This is a genomic window from Staphylococcus haemolyticus (assembly GCF_006094395.1).
Lineage (GTDB): Bacteria > Bacillota > Bacilli > Staphylococcales > Staphylococcaceae > Staphylococcus > Staphylococcus haemolyticus.
Map to the genome: position 1 here is coordinate 2,140,384 of NZ_CP035291.1, position 20,320 is coordinate 2,160,703.

20 protein-coding genes are annotated in these 20,320 nt (G+C 32.2%); 2 read left to right on the forward strand and 18 right to left on the reverse strand.

The genetic code is table 11. The annotated features are described in order from the left end of the window. Positions 1–297: 297 nt before the first annotated feature. Positions 298–927 (reverse strand): Bax inhibitor-1/YccA family protein, encoded by a 630-nt coding sequence (locus EQ029_RS10330; protein ID WP_370444505.1) that lies wholly within the window; start codon positions 925–927, stop codon positions 298–300. A 528-nt stretch (positions 928–1,455) separates the two neighbouring features. Here EQ029_RS10330 and EQ029_RS10335 point away from each other — a divergent pair. Further along, complete coding sequence (locus EQ029_RS10335) at positions 1,456–2,274, forward strand: LysM peptidoglycan-binding domain-containing protein (protein ID WP_011276489.1); 819 nt, start codon at positions 1,456–1,458, stop codon at positions 2,272–2,274. Positions 2,275–2,599: 325 nt separating this feature from the next. On the opposite strand, the gene EQ029_RS10340 is transcribed toward EQ029_RS10335, so the two are convergent. The 7 genes from EQ029_RS10340 to EQ029_RS10370 all read right to left on the reverse strand — a co-directional run bounded on the left by EQ029_RS10340 (position 2,600) and on the right by EQ029_RS10370 (position 9,929). Next, entirely contained in the window at positions 2,600–3,604 is a 1,005-nt protein-coding gene (locus tag EQ029_RS10340) for an inorganic phosphate transporter (RefSeq protein WP_011276490.1), read from the reverse strand. Positions 3,605–3,618: 14 nt separating this feature from the next. Then, positions 3,619–4,236 (reverse strand): DUF47 domain-containing protein, encoded by a 618-nt coding sequence (locus tag EQ029_RS10345; RefSeq protein ID WP_011276491.1) that lies wholly within the window; start codon positions 4,234–4,236, stop codon positions 3,619–3,621. A 275-nt stretch (positions 4,237–4,511) separates the two neighbouring features. After that, positions 4,512–6,401 carry an ABC transporter permease gene (locus EQ029_RS10350; RefSeq protein WP_057504931.1) on the reverse strand — a complete coding sequence of 630 codons (1,890 nt, stop codon included), beginning with the start codon at positions 6,399–6,401 and terminating at the stop codon, positions 4,512–4,514. Further along, positions 6,391–7,152, reverse strand: a complete 762-nt coding sequence (locus EQ029_RS10355; RefSeq protein ID WP_011276493.1) for an ABC transporter ATP-binding protein — start codon at positions 7,150–7,152, stop codon at positions 6,391–6,393. The genes EQ029_RS10350 and EQ029_RS10355 overlap by 11 nt, the downstream gene beginning before the upstream one ends. Before the next feature lie 137 nt (positions 7,153–7,289). Beyond that, positions 7,290–8,324: a HAMP domain-containing histidine kinase gene (locus EQ029_RS10360; RefSeq protein WP_037558297.1), complete on the reverse strand. Its 1,035-nt coding sequence runs from the start codon at positions 8,322–8,324 to the stop codon at positions 7,290–7,292. Further along, complete coding sequence (gene graR, locus EQ029_RS10365) at positions 8,317–8,991, reverse strand: response regulator transcription factor GraR/ApsR (RefSeq protein ID WP_011276495.1); 675 nt, start codon at positions 8,989–8,991, stop codon at positions 8,317–8,319. The genes EQ029_RS10360 and graR overlap by 8 nt, the downstream gene beginning before the upstream one ends. 14 nt (positions 8,992–9,005) lie before the next feature. Then, entirely contained in the window at positions 9,006–9,929 is a 924-nt protein-coding gene (locus tag EQ029_RS10370) for an NAD(P)H-binding protein (protein WP_011276496.1), read from the reverse strand. A 110-nt stretch (positions 9,930–10,039) separates the two neighbouring features. Here EQ029_RS10370 and EQ029_RS10375 point away from each other — a divergent pair, with 110 nt between their 5' ends. Continuing rightward, positions 10,040–10,546: a GNAT family N-acetyltransferase gene (locus tag EQ029_RS10375; protein ID WP_011276497.1), complete on the forward strand. Its 507-nt coding sequence runs from the start codon at positions 10,040–10,042 to the stop codon at positions 10,544–10,546. Between the two features lie 236 nt (positions 10,547–10,782). Here the strand turns inward: EQ029_RS10375 and EQ029_RS10380 are convergent, their stop codons facing one another. The 10 genes from EQ029_RS10380 to EQ029_RS10425 all read right to left on the reverse strand — a co-directional run bounded on the left by EQ029_RS10380 (position 10,783) and on the right by EQ029_RS10425 (position 20,200). Then, positions 10,783–11,829 (reverse strand): alpha/beta hydrolase, encoded by a 1,047-nt coding sequence (locus tag EQ029_RS10380; protein ID WP_057504930.1) that lies wholly within the window; start codon positions 11,827–11,829, stop codon positions 10,783–10,785. 134 nt (positions 11,830–11,963) lie between these two features. Continuing rightward, positions 11,964–13,031 carry a YkvI family membrane protein gene (locus tag EQ029_RS10385; protein ID WP_057504929.1) on the reverse strand — a complete coding sequence of 356 codons (1,068 nt, stop codon included), beginning with the start codon at positions 13,029–13,031 and terminating at the stop codon, positions 11,964–11,966. Positions 13,032–13,434: 403 nt separating this feature from the next. Then, positions 13,435–13,935: a hypothetical protein gene (locus EQ029_RS10390; RefSeq protein ID WP_011276501.1), complete on the reverse strand. Its 501-nt coding sequence runs from the start codon at positions 13,933–13,935 to the stop codon at positions 13,435–13,437. 144 nt (positions 13,936–14,079) lie between these two features. Continuing rightward, the gene (gene dhaM / locus EQ029_RS10395) at positions 14,080–14,460 is read right to left on the reverse strand and encodes a dihydroxyacetone kinase phosphoryl donor subunit DhaM (protein WP_033079535.1); all 381 of its coding nucleotides are present in this window, start codon (positions 14,458–14,460) and stop codon (positions 14,080–14,082) included. After that, a complete protein-coding gene (gene dhaL, locus EQ029_RS10400) occupies positions 14,457–15,038 on the reverse strand; it encodes a dihydroxyacetone kinase subunit DhaL (protein WP_011276503.1) in 582 nt (193 codons plus the stop codon). Before dhaL ends, dhaM begins: the two co-directional genes overlap by 4 nt. 33 nt (positions 15,039–15,071) lie before the next feature. Beyond that, the gene (dhaK, locus tag EQ029_RS10405; protein WP_037558295.1) at positions 15,072–16,034 is read right to left on the reverse strand and encodes a dihydroxyacetone kinase subunit DhaK; all 963 of its coding nucleotides are present in this window, start codon (positions 16,032–16,034) and stop codon (positions 15,072–15,074) included. Between the two features lie 275 nt (positions 16,035–16,309). Further along, positions 16,310–17,326, reverse strand: a complete 1,017-nt coding sequence (locus EQ029_RS10410; RefSeq protein ID WP_016930906.1) for a FecCD family ABC transporter permease — start codon at positions 17,324–17,326, stop codon at positions 16,310–16,312. Continuing rightward, positions 17,323–18,327: a FecCD family ABC transporter permease gene (locus EQ029_RS10415; protein WP_016930905.1), complete on the reverse strand. Its 1,005-nt coding sequence runs from the start codon at positions 18,325–18,327 to the stop codon at positions 17,323–17,325. The genes EQ029_RS10410 and EQ029_RS10415 overlap by 4 nt, the downstream gene beginning before the upstream one ends. A gap of 34 nt (positions 18,328–18,361) precedes the next feature. Next, positions 18,362–19,159, reverse strand: coding sequence for an ABC transporter ATP-binding protein (locus tag EQ029_RS10420; RefSeq protein ID WP_011276507.1), 798 nt, complete (start codon positions 19,157–19,159; stop codon positions 18,362–18,364). Between the two features lie 207 nt (positions 19,160–19,366). Next, on the reverse strand, positions 19,367–20,200 hold the full coding sequence (locus EQ029_RS10425; RefSeq protein WP_016930904.1) for a YitT family protein: 834 nt from the start codon (positions 20,198–20,200) through the stop codon (positions 19,367–19,369). Positions 20,201–20,320: the final 120 nt, after the last annotated feature.

The window sequence follows — 20,320 nt, forward strand, 5'->3', positions numbered from 1 at the left end:
ATAGTCTTTCTAAATGTTGTACTAATTTCCTTTTGTCTCTTAGCACTATCATAGTGATTAAATGTAAATTTACCACAACATGATAAACAAATCAAAAATACAATTTTTTATAAATTAATTTCTTATTATTATTAATTTAAGTTATGAATTTGTTAAAAAAATGTCCCGTTATTGCCTCAAAATTCAATCATGTATATAGTAATACGATCAATCATACAATTACTAAACAAAATAAAATCATTGAATGCAACACGTAGACATCTCAAATGTATAGTTTCTCATTATATTCGTTCTTATTTAATTTTTAAAGCGATTTGCAAGTCTTAATACATCTTTTATAATATTCAATAAATTAATAAATAGATTAAAACCCATTTCCCGTGGTGAAAAATTCCCCCGCTTCATACGATTAAAATCATACAATGTATATAATAGGAAAAGTATTAAACCTACAACTGTAATAACAGTGTGATATATAGGATTATCAATGAACATGCCAATTAATCCAGCAATAATTAACGCAATTAATGTTACAAATAAATATTTACCAATACTAGAGGCATCATTAATAATAAAATAGCCTAAAATACCGAATACTATAAATGCACCAATTGCTAATAAGACATTTTTATAAAAAACCTCTGGTCCTAAATTCTGCATATAAGTGGTAAAAGTAGCATATGATAAAAGACCTACAATTATGGCGTAAATATGCGAAATAACCAAACCATACTTACGCGCACGTTGAATAAATAATGTTGCCAAAATAAGTACTAATAATGCTATAGATAAAGGACGTCTCCATTCCATAGGTAAGTATTGTCCGAAGTAACATCCAATTCCAAATATAATCCAATAATACATAAAAAATAGCCATACCTTGGCGTAATCACGCGTTCTATCTTTATCTCGATGTTTTGTCTTCATGTGATGTGTGTTGTTATACGACTGAAACATACAATGAATCTCTCCTTATCAGATATCACTTTTTCAACATGATTGTATCGCATTCTAACTACTTTTCAAAAAATAAATCATTAACAAATGATATGTTTTCTACAATTACATTTTCATTAGTTATTAATACTAGACCGCAAAATATGCACTACAATTAAATTTAACACAACCTTAAAGCCTATTGTTGAGCCATTTTGAGCTTAAACCTTTCCACTCATATCATCTTTATTTTAATAGAAATATTACAAATCACTTAATTTTTTTATTAAAATAAACATTCAAATATTTGATGAAGACTATCATATCAATAGATTAGGCGTTTTTACATAATCAGTGACAAATATTAACAATATTACAAGATAATAACAACGCCCAAATTGTGTCTCTTTTTTGATAGTATGAATACGTGATATATGTAAATGAATATATAAGATAAATTAATAGTTTAGGAATTTATTAATTATAAATAAAATCAATTTTCTCAAGGAGGACATTTAGTTGAAAAAGTTAGCAGTCGCAGCTTCTGTCGCAACCGGAGCAGTTGCAGTATTATCTAATCACAATGCTGAAGCATCAACTCAACATACTGTAAAATCCGGCGAGTCGCTTTGGAGCATCGCTAGTAAATATAATACATCTGTAGATAGTATTAAGAAGAGCAACAACCTTTCAAACAATATGATTTTCCCTGGTCAAGTTATTTCTATTGGGGGCAGCAGTAATAACTCTAACAATGCCAGTTCAAATGCAACAACTTCTTCATCAACATATACTGTAAAAGCTGGCGATTCTTTATATGCAATTGCTAGTAAAAATGGTGTAACTGTCAATGCATTAATGGAAGCCAATAATTTATCAGGTTACTTAATTACACCAAATCAAAAATTAAAAATACCTAATGGTTCAACTACAACACCTAGTAAAACAAATCCTAGTACAAACAATAATGTAGGCGGAAGTGGCGGTTATTCTAGTCCAACATTTAGTCACCAAAACCTATATACTGCTGGTCAATGTACATGGTACGTATTCGACCGACGTTCTCAAGCTGGTAAACCAATTAGTACTTATTGGTCAGATGCAAAATATTGGGCAGGTAATGCAGCAGCAGATGGTTATACAGTAGATCATAACGCAACTGTAGGTTCGATTATGCAAACAACTACTGGCTACTATGGACACGTAGCTTATGTTGAACGTGTTAATGCTGATGGTAGTATCTTAATTTCAGAAATGAATTATGCTAACGGACCATATAACACTAATACTAGAACAATTCCTGCATCTGTAGTTTCAAGCTACAACTTCATTCACTAAGAAATTAAATATAGAGTATAAGAGCAGCTAATTAAGTTAAATTGGATTGCTCTTTTTTCTGCATTAAAAATAATACTATTTAATAAATCATCCCACTGTTTTAACTTAAATTCAAAGAAGGTTTAAACTATTATGTCTCATTTCATATCTAACAAAGAAGGGAGTGGGACAGAATTCTTTTAAAATTCGTCGTCCCACCCCCGCAAGGATGACTAGAACTGAGAAAAGCTTGATTTAAGCGCCTTCTCAGTTCAGTCAGCTACTGCGAATTTGCTAAATAGCATTATTATATTATTTATGTCCCAGATTGTTCCTTAATATTTTATTATAAGAAAATGTTCATAACCCAGAATATCAATGCTGCTAAAAGCGCAGAAATTGGTAATGTAATAACCCATGTAATAATCATACGTTGTGCAGTGTTCCATTTAACACCTTTAGCTCTGTTAGAAGCACCTACACCAAGAATTGATGATGATACAACGTGTGTCGTAGATAATGGGAAGTGTAATGATGAAGCTACAAATATTGTTAATGCTGATGATAAGTCAGCAGCAGCACCATTTGCTGGGCGAATTTTCATAATGTTTCCGCCTACTGTTTTAATAATTTTCCATCCACCAATTGCAGTACCTAGACCCATTGCAGTTGCACAGGCAACTTTTACCCATAATGCCGGCTCAACGTTTGTAGGATCTTGAATATTAGCAACGATTAAAGCTAATGTAATGATACCCATTGATTTTTGTGCATCGTTCGTACCATGTGAGAATGATTGTAATGCTGCTGTAAATACTTGGAAGAATCGGAAATTACGATTCGCTCGAGTAAGGTTAGCATTTTTAAAGACAATTTTAACAATTGTGTACATAATGAATCCGACACAAAATGCAATAATTGGTGAAATGATTAAAACAATAATAATCTTAGTAAAACCTTGATAGTGAAGTACACCAAATCCTTGTGCTGCAATCGCTGCACCAGCGATTGAACCTATTAATGCGTGAGATGATGAACTTGGAATACCATAAAACCATGTTAATAAATTCCAAATGATTGCTGCTAAAATAGCGGCTAATACAACTACTAACCCATTATGTAACTTAAATGGATCAACAATGTCTTTTGTGATTGTACCGGCAACACCAGTAAATGTTAAAGCACCGATAAAGTTCATAATTGCCGCTAAAAATATTGCAGTTCTAGGCGTCAAGGCACGTGTCGATACTGCTGTAGCAATCGCGTTGGCTGTATCATGGAATCCATTGATAAAGTCAAAGATTAAAGAAAATATAACGATAGCTATAGTGATAATTAATACATATTCCATAAATTAAAACTCCCTTAGCTATTTTTCATAATAATCGTTTCGAAATTATTTGCTACAACTTGACATTTATCTGCGATTTCTTCCATGCTTTCATAAATATCTTTTATTTTAATTAGTGTGATTGGATCTGTTTCACTGTTGAAAATGTGTTTAATAGATTGACGTAAAATGCCATCACAATTTGTTTCAAACTCTTTAATATTAATAGAATGAATGCGCATGTGAGATAACTTCTTCTCAACTAATAAACCAACAGCTAATTTCATTTCCGCTACTGCTTTTTGAATATTTTCTACGAATTCTGCCATGTATTCATCTGTATATTCAATTGAATACATTTCAAACATTGCTGATGTTTCTTCCATTGCGTCAAGCACGTCATCGATTGCATTGCATAAAGATAAAATGTCTTCACGTTCAATCGGTGTGATAAATGTTTGATTTAAATCCGTAATCACTTGATGCATTAATTCGTCACCATGTGACTCATAAGTCTTGATATTGTCAGAATAAGCTTTTAAATCTAAGTGCGTATTGAAATCCATTTTCCCGAATTCAACTGCAGCACGGTCCAAATTAAATACCATTTCCTCTAATTGAACCATGAACTTATCCTTTTTCTTAGTAAACATTATAAAGCCTCCATTATAGCGATCGTTTCCAATCACATTTGTAAATTTTTATTATTGTAAGACAACTTTAGATAAAGAATACATTTACAATAAGAACATTTCAAAAGTCTATTTTCTGACTATTTGTAAATTTTATGTAAATATAATGTTTTACTGTTATTCACGTAATACTCCATTACTGAATTTGTCCCTATTTGAAAATATCACAAAATTTACATAACCACAATTACATTTACAAATTCTTTACAAATACGAAATATTAGATAAACATTGGCTTAAATTGAGTGATTGATAGTTCTTTTAGAGTGATTATAGGCGATAACTGCAAAAATACTATAAATGATTGTATAAATACCCATTACAACGAAAATAGGAACTTTATTATCAAAGCCTATAACCTTCATAAAGACCACTGCCGCAAAGTAAGAATGTAGTAAGGCAATAAATAGTGGTATACTAAAATTAAATGCCACTTTAAGTTTTAACCCTTTAGCCATGTCTTTTTGAATAAAACCTAATTTACGTAATACAGAATAACTTTCTAACTCATCTTCTGTTTCATCAATTTGTTTAATGTAAATAATACACCCTGTAGCGATTAAAAATGCAATTCCTAAAAATGATGTTACAAATAATAATATTCCAGTCAAACTTGATACTTCACTCACCACTTCACTACGCGTTTGAACATTACCATCAAGATCCTTTGTTATACTCTCAAGTTTTGGTATATCTCTGTTATGTTTTAAATCAAAAGCATATTGTGAAACGATGTATTTATTTTTCGCATGTGCTTTCAAATAGTTATAATCTGTATCATTTAAAACTAAAGTAGGACCTCCTAAGTCAATACTCTGTTTAAAATAAATTTTATCCATCACTTTATTCAATTTAATATTTACATGATGCTTTTTAGTTCCTATAGAAGCTGTACCATGCGGTGTATGTTTCGATAAATCATGAATTAACCCTTCAGGCATAATTAAATGAGCCTCACCCTTCTCTATAGAAACATTAGGGAAATATTTTTCACTCGTTACAGTAATCGCGTATGGTTGCACCTGATTTTTATCAAATAAATGATCTTTGTATAGTTGAGAATAAACAACTTGTTTAAAATCGTAATGGTAAGGAATATGATGTCGATTTAATTCAAAACCTAATTCATTAGCTACTTTCTCTTCTTTAAGTGTAACCTCATGAGGAGATTCTAATAGAATTTCATTTGTTAAAGAACCTCTACTAATCGCAGCGAAACACAGTACAGATACAGTTATTGCTGAAATGATTGCCATTACAGTTAATGAAAATGCATTTTTTCTAATTCGAAACATGAGTGATGATGTAAAAATAACATCATTTACAGAAACATTACCACCTTTAAGGTATCTAATCGTCTTTAAAATGAGAGAAATCGTACTTCGAAAGAAAAAGTAAGTTCCTAAAACAGTAAGAATTAGAATAACAAACGGTAGTATCACATCATCTACAATCTCGACAAAACGCGTCGATAAATAATAACCTGTTAATATCAATACAATACCTAAAACACCTAATATAACTTCACCTAATGTTAGTGTAATATGACTATCTTCTTTACTGTCTTGAGAGGCCATTAAACTTTTAATTGAAGATTTGCTTAAATAAATAGACGCTTGAATAATGATAAGTATATAAGCAATGACAAGTATAAATAATGTTTGCGCAATCGCTTGAAAACTAAAAGTGATTGATACAGAAGTATGTATACCTAATAATTTTAAAACAATCATTAATAGTATTTTTGATCCTAAAATACCGATAATCATACCTAATAACGCGGTTATAATAAAAATAAATAATTGTTCAAGCATTAGCATATAAATAATACTCTTTTTACCTAAACCAATCGTTTGCAATAATCCGAATTCATAGCTACGTCGTTTAATAAACAACATATTCGTATACATAATAAATACAACAATAATGATAAATAAAAAATAACTTCCCACTTGTGTTCCTTGTTGTATCATTGACAACGATTGATGCACATTTAAATGATGCACATACTTAATTGTTATAAAACTAAAAAACAACACGATACTTAATACAAGTGAAAAGATGTAAATCGCGTAATGAATTATATTCTGTTGAAAGTTCTTCCATATAATTTGACTAAAACTCATACATCATGCCACCTAATATACTTTGCGCACGTAGGATCTCTTTGTGAAAGACATTTTTATCATCTTCACCTTGATAAATTTCAGTAAATACCTGCCCGTCTTTTAACATAATCACACGCTCTGAGAAGCTTGCTGCCAAAGGATCATGCGTTACCATTACTATCGTTGCGTTATAAAGTTCATTGATTTTTTGAAAACGTTGTAATAAATCGCGAGTATTTTTAGAATCAAGTGCCCCTGTTGGCTCATCCGCGAAAATAATCTTAGGATACGTAATAAATGCACGCGCTGCGGATGTTCTTTGTCGCTGTCCACCAGAAATGTCTGATGGATATTTATCACTAATTTCAAAAATATTTAAAGCCTGCGTAATACGTTGATAGCGTTCATTCATTTCTTTTTTATCTAACTTTTGAACTGATAAAGGTAACATGATGTTTTCTTTAACTGTTAACGTATGTAATAAATTATATTCTTGAAAAATAAAACCAATATCTTTTTTTCTAATTTCAGACAACGCTTTATTAGATAATTTCTCTAATTGTTGACCATCTAAAATAATAGAACCATGTGTTAAATAGTCAATTGAACTTAACACGTTTAATAACGTTGTCTTGCCTGATCCCGATGGCCCCATGATAGCTACAAACTCTCCCGCTTCAATTGACAGATCTATATCTTTTAAAACTTCTTGTTCAGTTTGTTTATTTCCATAAGTTTTGGCAATTTGCTTTGCCTGTAATATTGCCACGGTTTTGTTCACCTCGCCATTCATTTTATCTACATGTGCGTTTACTATAGAAATATCGCACTACTTTAATCAGTTTAATTATAAAAGTTATCGCTTTTGATGAAATGAAGATGGAGTAACAAATCTAAGTTTTAAGGTTACATTGTTGTCACTTGGGTCATACGGGCCATCAATTCATTCTGTTTTGGAAAAGTTAATACAAAAGTAGTCCCTTGTCCTACTGTAGATTCTACTCGAACATTAATACCTAATTGATCTTTTACACTGTTAACCAGATATAGCCCTATTCCTGAAGAAGTTGTTTCATTACGATTCGCAGTCGAAGTGAAACCACGCTCAAATATACGTGGTAAATCTTTGTGACTGATACCTCTACCAAAATCTTTAATTTCCAATGTTACATGACCATCATTTGTATAAGAACGAATAATAATATCTTGTCCTTGAGAATATTTTAATGAGTTAGATAAAATTTGGCGAATCATCATGCGACACCATTTCACATCCGTGTATACATCTAAGTTTGTTTCTAAATCCAAATCATAGCCTATACCTTTGGCTTGGCTAATGTGACGTGTTAATTGGACCTCATCAATCACAAGACGCTTCAGTGATGTCTCTTCAAAATACATGTCTCTATTTTTAGACTCTAAACGCGTTAAATAAAGTTGCTTATCTAACAACTCATTAATACGTGCCCATTCATACAATAATGACTTTTTACGTTTCCCCTCTTCTTCTTGATCGATTAACAACTTCATCGCTGTCACAGGTGTTTTAATATCATGAACAAATTCTGTTAGAGATTGTTCTGTCGATTGTATGTGTAATTGTTGTTCAACAACACGTTCCTTTTGACTCGTTAATTTGCGATAAAGATAATTAACAACTTCCTTTTGAAACGGATCTTCTGCTAAATCTTTATGCTTAATTTCTTCAATTTCTTTATTATTATATAAATGTTGATATAGCTTTACTTCTTTTAAAAAAGTAAAAATTAAAAACATCGCTGTAAGACCGAGATTTAACGTTACTATAAATCCTATACTCTCGATGGAAATATCATAATCAATGTAAGCCATACCTAATAAAATCAGATGTAGAAACACAATCCAAAAAATCCAGTTACTTCGCGTTTTGAGGAATAACCAAAACCATTTCAAGTTACTCATGTGCCATGTAACCTTTACCTACTTTAGTTTCGATCTGTGTATCCATACCGATATCAGACAATTTTTTACGCAAACGGTTAACGTTAACAGTTAACGTATTATCACTTACAAACGCTTCATCATCCCATAGCGCAGTAATTAAGGTATCTCTAGTAACAATTTGATTTTGCTTTTGAATTAACATTTCTAAAATAATCATTTCAGTCTTCGATAAATAGATAACTGAATCACCTTTTTGAATACTATCTTTTGATAAATCCACAAGTGCATCTTGCCAATTCAATGTTCTCTTTTCTTCTGCTCCAAATTCATAAACACGTCGATAAATAGCTTGCAATTTAGCTATTAAGACGTTTGTATGGAATGGTTTTTGCATATAATCATCGGCTCCCAATTCCATGCTCATGACTTGGTCCATTGGATTATCACGTGATGATAAGAATAAGATGGGAACATTAGATACTTGCCTAATCTTTCTACACCAATAAAATCCATCGTATTTAGGTAATTGAACATCCATAATAACAATTTCAGGATTTGTTTCTTCATAAATATCCATTACTGCACTAAAATCATCTATACCTGTCACAAAGAAATCCCAATGTTCTAATTCTTTTTTCAGTTCTTGGAAGAGTGTTTGATCATCTTCTACTAATAATACTTGCATCACTTTATCACCTATTATTTTGTATATTTCATTTTTTCCCCTGATTGAACCCGTCCGTTAAAATGTTTAATTCGGCAATCAATTTCAAACCCTCGCATAATCAAACCTTGTAATGGTGCTTGAACGAAGTAGTAAATTGGCCATAGTAATTTCGGAATATAATCATATAAATGAACAATGACTAATCTTGTACCTTTAATTTGCCTAAATTCTAATTTACCTTGTTTCTTTTGATTAGATTTTATCATTGAACCTGAAATCAAGTGTAATGTTATAAGTCCCGAGTCGTCTTCAACTTTTTCCATAATTAATAATGGTTTAGACTTTTTTCGTGCATAAACAATGTATCTATCATTATCTTGATATGTGTGCATGAATGTACCACGTGTATCATTAAGCCATTTCATAAAGTAGTCTACTAGATAGGATAATGTCCATTTCCTAGGTAATATCATTCGCATCGCTGTTCTTATATCATCATATTTAGACATCTGTAATTCAGCATTTATATGTGGTCGTTTAATTTGTGTGTTTGTCTTTTCCACAGGAACGCCGTAATTCTCTAGCCTTTGTACTGTCTCAATATCAAATCGACTACCACTTATATATACTATTTTAGACACACCTTGTTGAGCTGCTGCTCTGGCAAAGTTATCTGCGGCAATCAAATTTAAATCTCGTGCCGTTGCTTGGGTTAATTTTGCTGAATTCTTATTAGGATCTAAATAAAAAACAGCAATATCCATACCTTCCATAGCTTTTACAACATCAGTATAATTATAAATATCTCTTTTCAACCAAATAATTCGATCATTATCTTCTTTTTTAGTATTTGGATACTTTGATAGGGCATATATGTTTGCATCTTTTTCAATAACACTACTTATATACTTACCAATATAACCACTACCACCTGCTAATAGTACATTCGGTTTCATATTTAAGATTACCCCTTTAGTTTAAAAGTTTTTTATTTTATGTATATCTATGATTTATTGCTATAATACCATGTAAGACACAATAGTTTATTAATTTGGGAGGAAGCCTTATGGCTCATATTATTCGTGAAATTAGTATAAAAGACGTTGAAGACTTTATTAAATTATTAAGCAAAATTTATGATGAATCTGAATATACATTATATAACCCGGGTGAATATACGCCCAGCATCTCAAGTGTTAGCGATCGTTTAGAACGCATTATCACTTCTCCAAGAAATACTGTTTATGTTGCAGAGCAAGATGATCAACTGGTTGGTTATGCATTCATTACGACTGAAGATTTTGAGCGTAAACGTCACGAAGCAGTTATCACAATTGGTGTTAGACAACTATATCAGAAACATGGCATAGGTATGGCATTAGTAAATGCGACTGAAGCTTGGTCAATCAACCATGACATTAGACGTATCGAAGCTTCCGTTGTCCCTGAAAACGCGCGCGCAGTTGAACTCTTTAAAGCTGCTGGATTTAATATTGAGGGCGAATTAAAGGATAAGCTTTACATTAATGGTCAATACTTCAATAAATATGTCATGGCCAAACTGCTTATTTAATATTCAAATTTACTATCATTATATTATACTCTAGTCTCAATAATATTAAACAACATTACTAAAATGTTAGATTAAATAATAATACACCTGTTGTATTTAAATAGCACTATCATAAAATATTGGAAATTAAAAAAGGCTTACTTCCTTAATGATTTAACATATAGGAAATAAGCCTTTTATTCTTAGCTATAGTGTTGTAACTAATAAAGTTTGATAATTGTATCATTTCATCGTGGTTAGTAAGGTGATAATGAGAAACTTTTATCCGAACTCGTAGAACCATCAAATGGAGATTGCTGATTTTGTTCTACACCAGATGATGATGTATTTCTACTTAAGAATGCGAGTACACGTTTCATATTCTCTTTAGATTCTGGCTTCTCTAAATGAAATTGATATTGATGATGTAAATGATGTGAACCATCATAGAATAATGTACTAACAGGAATGTCCTCTTCCTTCAACTTACGGTAAAATTCAATATTTTGACTGTAGAAAGGATCAGCATCACCTACTGATAGATACGTTGAAGGATAATCTTTAGTCACTTGATTAATTGTTGACATTTGAGAAATATTTTTAAATTCTGATTCCCATTTTGTTGCACCAGTATAACTATGCATAAACATTTGAATTCTTGGGAATTCCGTTTCTCTAACTGTCTTCATATCATAAAAACCACCGAAAAAGATAGCGCCTTTTATTTGTGATGGTGTAAAACGCTGTTCAAATCCCATTTCACTTCGTAGTGAACTATTTGTTTGCATAGCAACATATTGACTTGTAAGTTGTGCACCGGCAGAGTCACCGCCTATAACAACTTGATCTAAATCAATTGGGAAGCGGTCTTTATTATGCTTAATAAACTGAATTGCATCATCAAATTGAATGAGTGGTGTAGGATATTTATAATTAGGTGCTAAAGCATAGTTAACATTGACTACTACATAGCCTTGTTCCACAATTTGCGATAGCAATGGATTTTTATATTGTTTATCACCTGCAACATAACCCCCTCCATGCATCCAGAAGATAACTGGCAATTTAGTATCCTTGTCTACATCGTCAGGCATCATAATATCAAGTTGGCTTCCAGGAAGATGATTATTATAGGTAATATTTTGAAATAATTTGACGTTAGGATTATTAATTTGAACTTTTTCACGTTGTTGTTTTTTCTTCTCACTCTCTTGTTGATGGTGGTATAGCCCCCAAGCAACTACAACACTCACAATCACAATAATGACACCTGTGATAATCGTCCATTTTTTCTGAGTATTCATTCCCTACGTTCCTTTCAATTGATTATAGAAAGTTTGCTTATTCATTTAATAGAAAAAGCAACCCGTATAATCATACGAATTGCTTTTAAGATTAAAACATTCACTTTCAATTGTAAAGTATTGCTATTTTAAATCTATGCTATATGATCTTTGTTATCACTCTTACGTACATAGTATTTAATTAATACTGCAACTACGATAAACAGACCAACAACACCCATAATGTTATATAAGAAATTAATTAAGTCTGCAAAACCTACAAAGCTTAAAATAAATGCAGCAATCATCATAATAATGATAAAGATGTGATATTTTTTACTATATGGTTCTATAAAACGTGCTGCGAATGAATAGCATAGTCCTAAGATTGTATTGTACATAACTGTTAACATGATGACAGTTAGAACAAGACCAATCCATGGATGAATAGCATTAGCTAATGTTAATGTTGGAATTTCAACATCTTTAATTTTAGGATATTCAGATTGTAGTGCAAAGTTAATTAAAGCCAGTAAGATAGTGTAAATCACACCGCCAAACGTTGCACCTCCACCTGAAATTTTACGTTTAGAAGCGTCGCCTCCAATTGCAACGACTGTACTAAAGCCCACTGCAAAAGCTAGACCACCGTACATTAATCCTCTAACTATACCCCAAAATACACTTGTTTTATCAACAGTACTGTTAACTTCATTTAAAGGAACGCTACCTGCGAATAAGTAGTAAACGGCAATAAGTATTACCATAATTATTAAGAATGGTGTGACGATACCAAGTGCGCTCACGATTTTGTTAAAGTCTAATAATAATGTTAAATAAATGACAATAGTCATAATTAAGGCACCTAACCACGTAGGTATGCCAAAACTCTCTTGGAATGTTGAACCAGACCCTGCAATCATAGTGACTGCTATACCAAATAAGAAGAATACTAATATATAATCGAAGATTTTACTAAACTTTTCTCCGAATAAATATTTTAATGTAGACTCATGATTCGTAGCTTCAAATGCTGTACCTATTTTAGCAACTTGTCTACCTATAAAACCAAGAATCAAACCTGAAATAAGTACACCAATATAAGACCATAAACCATATGGTGTAAAGAATTGCATAACTTCTTGTCCAGTTGAGAATCCGGCACCTACTACAATGCCGACATAGGCGAAACCAATTTTTACAGCTTCTTTATTTAATCCCATGCGAAAATATAACCTCCTTAAATTTGACACATTGTGCATTATAACGCACTTCAAATAATATGCAACAGTGCATAAAGGTTACGAACCGGCGTTTATCGGCTATAAACACTATGCTATATACGCTTGTTAAGGATTTAAAATTCTTTAAAAATTATTATAATTATCTTATTTTTCATAAATAAGTAACTAGTAAATCATATTTAATTCTATATATGACATATATCACATCTAAATTTTTAAACAAATAATAGTAATAAACATTATAGTAAAATTTAATCGGAACTTTTTGAATGATATAAAACAAAAAAACCAGTAAATGTATCTATTAAACACATTTACTGGTAATATATCTAAACGCTAGAAAGTAATTAGTTAATCAATGAGACAATCATTTACATGCTTATTAATTAGAATTTCCATATTGTTGTAGTTCGTTAATATCAACGACAACATTATCCATGCGCTTAGCTGTTTCTTTAAGTGCATTTCTTGCAACATGATTACTCGGATCTAATTTCAAAATTTGTTTAGCAACTTTGAAAGCTTCCGAATCTGTAATAACAGGTTCGGGAATGGCATGTAATAACAACATTTGTAATAGACTCTTAATTTCTTTACCATTCGTCAATTGAATGGACGCTTGCGCATGGTAATAAGCAGAATCTAATGCCCCTTCTATCTCACTTAGAGGATAGACAAGTAATAGAAATGCTAAATCATGCAATTCAGACGTTTCTTCAAATTTAATCATATCTAAAATACAAGTATAAAACATCATGCTTTCATTTTCATGTGCACATGAAATGTAGGCTTCTTCAAAATCTAGAAAGTCTGCTTTGGCCATTAGTTGTCTAACTTGTTCAAATTCTCCACTTAAAACGTATTCCTTGATGCTGTTTTGCATGACCTTGCCCACCTACTCTTTCACTTTACTATAATAATCTATTTTATCACAATCATTTGTCATTTTCATTTTATAAATTACTTATTTATAAAATTTATTTTGCGCATTTATTTGATTATTATATTTACGCACATTATTTAAACATTAATCAAATGTATTTTCTTTAAAAGAAGTTTGAGCGACTTCTTTTATCGCTTCATCAGTTGTTCCGCCAACTGAGAGTTTCACTGCAGCAGTAAAACTACCTTCAACTATTGGTGCATCTATCTTCTTAATATGATGTGATCCTTCATACATCTCAATTGCTAAATCTAAATTCATTTCAGAAGAACCTAGATCATAAAAACACAATGCGTCATCATCTAAGTTATTGATAATATTTTGAATATCATCAAATGATGTACCTATGCCTCCATCGACACCGCCGTGAGCTACAACGTTAACATCTTGCGCCATCTGATTGAGCAAAGCTTTAGTACCATTCGCAATGTCTTCACTATGGCTAATAATTATAATTGTTGTCATTCAATGTCATCTCCAATCAGTGCACTTAATACGTAAACCATACTTTGGGCACCAGGGTCGATATAACCTATTGAATCCTTTTTAAAGTATGCTGCACGTCCTTTTGTAGCTTCTATCTCTTTCGTATCAGTAGCAAATTGTTGTAGTATCTCTGACGTAATTGTTTCATCATTTTCTAAAGCTTCACGCGCTCGATCTACAACATCAAACATCGTCTTCTCATCTCGTTGTACTTTACCTCTCTGCGCAATCGCATTAGCAAATTCAGTAACAACAGCTTTTAAATTTTCTTTGTCCATTTCATCATTAACAACATTAGCCATTTTAACAAAGCTAAATCCATATAATGGACCAGATGCACCACCAATATTTGACATTAATGCCATACCAGTAGATTTAAATAGCGATGACATACTACTATCATCTATCTTGTCTTTCAAACTTTTAAATCCACGCAACATATTGACACCATGATCGCCATCACCGATTGCTCTATCTAAATCCGTTAATAATGTTTCTTTCTCTGAAAACACTGCCTCTAAATTTAATAATCGTTGTTTCATATCTTTAACATCCATTTTTAATCACCTCAGTTGAATGTAGTTTTCTTTTTAAAAGTAGCGAGACGTAGTAGGTGCTTGTAAAGCTTTGAGTAGTTCTTCATTATTAGGAAGTAGTGTGATTGAAAAACCTTGCATATCTAATGAAGTCATATAATCACCAACAAACCATTGCGCCACATCTCTATTTTGCTTTTCTAAATAAAGTGAGCAATATTTAGTCACAATATTTAATTCTGATAGTGGTGTACCACCCATTCCATTAACTATAACGATTAAAGATTGCTCTTGATTTTCTTTAAGTAATCGACTTAATAACCGTTCAACGATACTATCGATTTCTTCATAGTGTATTCGTTCAATTCCTTTTTCGCCATGAATACCTATCCCAATTTCTATATCCTCATCATTAATATCAAATCCATATTGGCCTGTTGTCGGAACCATTGGTGGTGTCAGTGCCATACCAATACTTTTAATTTGTGAAACTAATGCTTCAGCTTTTTCTTTAATTTCCTGTAGAGCTAAACCTTGTTCAGCTAGGTAGCCTACATATTTATGAACGCATACTGTGCCTGCAACACCACGTCTTTGCGTTTCTTCAGACACTGATATGTCATCTTTAACGACAACCATCTCTACTTGAATATCTTCCATTTCTGCCATTTCTTGCGCCATTTCAAAGTTCATTACATCGCCAGCATAATTTTTAACAATTAACAACACACCATCACCAGTATCGACAGCCTTAATTGCTTCTAACACTTTATCAGGAGTTGGTGAAGTAAATACTTCTCCGCAAACTGCCGCATCAAGCATCCCTTGCGCAACATAACCTGCATGAGCCGGTTCATGTCCACTACCGCCACCTGAAACAATCGCTACGCCTTTAGATTTCTTTTTACGTCGCACGACAACAGTTTCTGCAATGATTTCGATATAATTATTTGCTATTTTTAAGCCGTCTAACATATCTTTTAAAAAGTTTTCCTTTTGTTTTATTAGCTTTTTCATATGCAACTTCCTCCTTTGGCCTATCAATTTAATTATAAATCAAGCACAATGTATGCGCTATCATTTACATATAAATCGACTTTAATAAAAAAGTGGAAATGGAACAGAATTTATCCTTATTCAAACACAGAGAATTTCAGCGTAAAATTCACTACTAAGGTCTGTCCACTCCCACGAAGATTACTATAATCGTAAAAAGTTTAATATTTAACTAATTAGAAATTATGTCTTGCATATATTTTATACTTCAGTATTACTATTTAATTCATCAATTTTTAAATACTCTTAGATTTATACATTAAATAAATGAAATAAGGTGCGCCTATAATAGCAACTACAATACCAGCAGGTACCCCTGTCGGTTCAAGGATGACTTTACCAATAGTATCTGATAAAACGAGTAAGAAAGCACCTACGATAATTGAAATTGGTAAAAAGAGTTGATGACGTGGCCCAATAATTGATTTTGCAATATGTGGCCCCATTAAACCAATAAATGCAATAGCACCTGCAACAGCCACGGCAATTGATGATAAAACAACAGCAATAAAGAATAGAACTACACGTTCTTTTTCAATCTTAACACCGAGACCTTTAGCAATGTGTTCATGTGTATTAATTAAATTCAATACATTAGATTTATATAATAGAAATGGAATTATAATGATTAGCCATGGAATAGTTGCAATGACAAATGTCCAGTCATCGCCCCAAATATTACCAGCAAACCAAGTAGCTATAAATTCTGACTGATCTTCATTAAATTTAGACATAAGCGTAATAGAACCACCATATAAGGCTGTCTGCATGCCTACACCAATTAGCACCATACTTGAAGGTGTAATGCCATCTTTCTTATTCACACTAAATAAAAAGATAACAATTGCAGTAGCTACACCACCAATGACACTAATCACTGGTAACACATACACAAAATTATCAGGGTTAATTTGTCCTATTGAAATAAATAATGCTATTGCGAAACCACCGCCAGCATTAATACCTAAAATACCTGGCTCCGCAATTGGATTCTTAGTGACACTTTGAATAATAGCGCCACTTAAACTTAACGCAGCACCTGCTAAAATAGTAATTAACATTCTTGGGAAACGAAATTCCATTAAGATTAATTGATCATAATATTCACCTTGACCTATGAGCGTCTTAAAAAAATGATCAACCGGAATTTTATATTCTCCTGAAGACACACTCCATGTACATGCGGCTAATAATAATATTGAAAAAATTACTAAAGTAACGATTTGTTTTCGTCTTAATTTAGGATGAATCATATTGTGCGTCCTCCTCTTTTAACTAAGTATAAGAAGTAAGGCACGCCGATAAATGAAATAATCGCTCCCACTGGCGCTTCACCTAACATTCGTGCTACAGTATCAGCTAAAATCATAAGTAAACCGCCTGTTAAAGCTGTTAATGGTAATACCTTTGAATAGTCTGTACCTACTAAGAATCTGACAATGTGAGGTACCATCAAGCCAACAAAGGCAATTTGTCCTACCATTGAAACGGCTACCCCCGCTAATATCATAGTTAAGAATAAACTTACTCCACGAATCAACGTGATATTTTGACCCAAGCCTTTAGCAAGTGTCTCTCCTAAATTTAAAATCGTTAATTGTTTACTCATTGCTATGATGATAATAATAGCAATGATAATAACAGGTCCGCTCCACATAAGTTGTTTCCAAGTCGTACCTGAAACACCGCCAGCAGTCCAGAAAGTAAGTGTTTGATTCAACTTAAATGTTAAAGCAATACCTTGACTCAAAGCTGTTAAAAGTGCACTTACAGCAGCACCTGCTAAAATGATTCTCATAGGATTGAAGCCATCACGTCTAGAGCGACCTATCGTTAAGACAATAAAGCCACCCAACATCGCACCTAAAAACCCTGCACACATGAGCATTAAGAATGGTGCTGCCGGATAAAAAGCAAATGTTAACGCCAATGCAAATGAAGCCCCAGAGTTTAAACCAATTAAACTTGGATCTGCAAGTCCGTTTTTAGTTACGCCTTGAATAACAGCACCAGCAACTGATAATGCCATTCCAACTAATACCGCACCTAAATCACGCGGTATACGTATCTCACTAATAATATTATGTTGTTGATTTTTAGGATTATAATGAAAAATAGCATCCATAATAGTTGAAAAACTAATTTTCGCTTCACCTATCAAGATAGATACAAGCAATGCGCTTATTAACAACACAAAGACTAAAATAATATAGCCAATAAAACCTATGTTTACTTTTTTATCTTTCTCCATCATGATAAAAATTCCTTTTTCTTAGTTTATCTATATATTATGAATAATTACGTTCGAATAAGTCATATGTCACTAACAGTGGTTTACCTGTACGAGGGTCCGTACTAAGTACGACATCGATATTAAACACTTTTTCTAGAATATCTTTAGTCAACACGTCTTCAGTAGCGCCACAAGCAATGATTTCACCTTTCTTCATTGCGATAAGATGATCAGAAAAACGAATAGCCTGGTTAATGTCGTGTAAGACCATAATAATGGTACAACCTTGTTCTTTATTTAATTGTTGAACTAATTCTAAAATTTCTAATTGATGTGAGATATCTAAATATGTTGTGGGTTCATCTAGGAAAATAATGTCTGTTTTTTGAGCCAATGCCATTGCAATCCAAACTCGTTGACGCTGACCACCACTTAAATCATTAATAGAACGATGTCTAAATTCAGATGTGCCAGTAACATTTAAAGCCCAATCAATCTCTTTTTTATCTTCAGCAGATAGACGGCCGAACCCTTTTTGATGTGGAAAACGACCATAAGATACTAATTCTCCTACTGTAAGACCATCTGCTACTTCTGGTGTTTGTGGTAATATAGCAATTTTTTTAGCAATTTCTTTAGTTGATTGCGTATGAATATTTTGACCATCTAATTGAATTTCACCATTTTTGATTGTTAATAAGCGTGACAATGCTTTTAATAATGTAGATTTCCCACAACCATTAGGCCCAATGATAGACGTAACCTTGCCATCAGGTATTTCTACATCTAAATTGTTAATAATCGAATGATCCCCATATCCAATTTCCACTTGTTGCGCTTTTAAACGATTCATGCTTTCCCTACTTTCATAATAAATAACTTTATATACGATTGAGTTTGTCAATTGATAATAATTATCATAGTCAATAGATGTATTATAACATCTTTGTAAATAACTGACTATTTGTAATCGACAAAGCAAAGGTTAGGTATTTCATTAATTGATGTCGTCATAACACTTTCACCAATATATTGAAACACCTAACCTTATTCATTCTCATTATTCATCCACTAAAAAGCCATTGCCATATACATCTCTCACATCATGCACAACTAAAAAGGCTTGATTATCAATCTTACGTATAATTTTCTTAGCTCGAGACACTTGTGTTTTTGCAACAACAACATATAATACGTCTTTTTCTTCACGACTATAATAGCCTCGACCATCTAATATAGTAAGGCCTCGACCAACTTGTTCATCTATTGCTTTAGCTACTTGGTCAGGCTTACTTGAAATAATCGTCATTGCTTTTTTAGTATTTAAACCTTCTATAACATATTCCATAACCTTCGTACCTATATACAATGAGATAACTGTTACTAAGGCCATTTGCAATGGTAATACTGTTAATGATATGAGTACTACAATCAAATCAAAAAACAATAACGCATATGCAGTACTTACATCTAAATATTTATTAGCAATTTGTGCTAGTATCGTTGTCCCTGCAGTTGTACCACCAGCTAAAACAATAATACCAATGCCTAACCCAACACAAGAGCCACCAAATATAGCGTTAATGATGACATTTCCAGTTTCGACGTGCCAAGACTCAGTTAAACTTAAAAACACTGAGATAAGTACAGTTGCCACAATAGTTAATAACATACTTTTCTTACTTAAAAATTTATACCCTACAATGATCAGTAGCGCATTTGCTACAAAGTTCGTGATGGCTGGAGAAATGTGAAACGCATAATATAATACGATGGCTATACCTGTTACGCCACCTTCTCCTAAATTACCTGAGATAATGAATGCATTAACCCCAGCTGAAAATATGAAAGAGCCTAGTATAACTAAAAGTAAATCTTTAATATTTTTATTCACATACACCAACCCCTTTTAATGTAATATCATTAAAAAGGTTATCACAATCACTAGTGAAGCTACAATATGCATTTCATAAATAGTCTATATCATTTTCAAGGTATATTTCTATTTCACCAT